Below are 1389 nucleotides of genomic sequence, written 5' to 3'. Positions count from 1 at the left end.
ACTAGAACCCTATAGGAAGGCATGACCAAATCGAGCCTTCATTTTGACCGAAAAARGRCACCTCCGCTCTGAAATCGCCCTTTTACTTTTGTACTATTCTAATTTTTTATATTCCTCCTAGGCCGTTCACTTAAGAATCAGGTCCGAAACAGTGAAACTTATGGTTCAAAAACGTTTACTATTAAAAGGGCTACTTTTTACCGGAGTAACGCTTTTGTCAGGTGCATTGCCAGGAAACCGACCGGTTTTGGCAATGCACCTGCCGTTACATGCCCATGAAAATCCTGCTACCCCTGTACAAGTCGTCACCGTTATCTCAGGTACCGTGCAGGATGAAAAAGGCAATGTACTGGCTGGGGCAACAGTCTCCGTGAAAGGGTATCCCAACCTGGGAACTACAACCGACGGTAACGGTCGGTTTAGTTTACGTATATCAGATAGCGTTAATGATCCGGTACTGGTTATTTCCTACGTTGGTTTTCAATCACAGGCGATAGCTATCGGAAAGCGAACCAGTATTACCGTTCAACTGGAGTCGGACAACAAAGCACTGAATGAAGTCGTCGTCGTTGGCTTCGGCCAGCAGAAGCTTCCGACCGTAACGGGTGAAATCAGTGTGGTCGATAGCAAAGCTCTTTKGCAAACCCCCGTGGCCAACATTACCAACATGCTGATTGGACGGGCGGCGGGTATCAGTGGAATTCAGAACAGTGGTGAGCCCGGACAAAACGCCACGACGATCCGGATTCGGGGGATCTCTACGCTAAACGGATCGGATCCGCTCATCGTAATCGACGGAATTCAACAGCCGACCGAACACGCCTATACGGTACTGAACGCCATGGATCCCAACGAGATCGACAACATCAGTATCCTGAAAGACGCTTCTGCCACGGCCGTATTCGGGATTCGGGGGGCAAACGGCGTAATCATTGTTACGACCAAACGCGGTCGGGCCAATCGTCCTCAATTCAGCTTTTCAACGAATCAGGCCTTTACGAAAGCTTCGTCCTTATTCGAAACGCTCAATTCCTATGAGTTTGCCCTGCTTCGCAACGAAGCCGTTCGGAATGCCCAGACTTCCGGTGACAATAGCTACAACCAGATTCTGTTTTCGAACGATGAACTCTGGAAGTTTCAGAACAACCGGGATTACACCCCGGCGGAGGTAGAAGCCATGAACCTGACTGCTGCCCAGAAGCAGGCTTTGCTCAATAGCCCGGCTCTGTACTACACGAGCAACAACTATTACAAGGAACAATTCGGTGGCGTAGGTCGGCAGCAGCAGTATAACCTGAACGTATCAGGGGGCACCAACCGGGTAAAGTACTTCGTGTCGCTGGGAAACTTTCAGCAGGCGGGTATTCTGAACAATACCCAATACGGGGG

Annotated in this window: 1 protein-coding gene; it reads left to right on the top strand. The window is 49.7% G+C overall.

Annotated features, from left to right (window positions below; all coding sequences use genetic code 11):
- Window positions 1-253: 253 nt before the first annotated feature.
- The coding region (locus BWI97_RS26715) for a TonB-dependent receptor plug domain-containing protein (protein WP_158242888.1) at window positions 254-1389 on the top strand (1136 nt) is incomplete at its 3' end.

Origin of the sequence: Siphonobacter sp. BAB-5405 (assembly GCF_002872335.1) — a bacterium.
Lineage (GTDB): Bacteria > Bacteroidota > Bacteroidia > Cytophagales > Spirosomataceae > Siphonobacter.
Note: the sequence above shows the minus strand (reverse complement) of the source record. Positions and strands in the feature narration are given on the sequence as shown.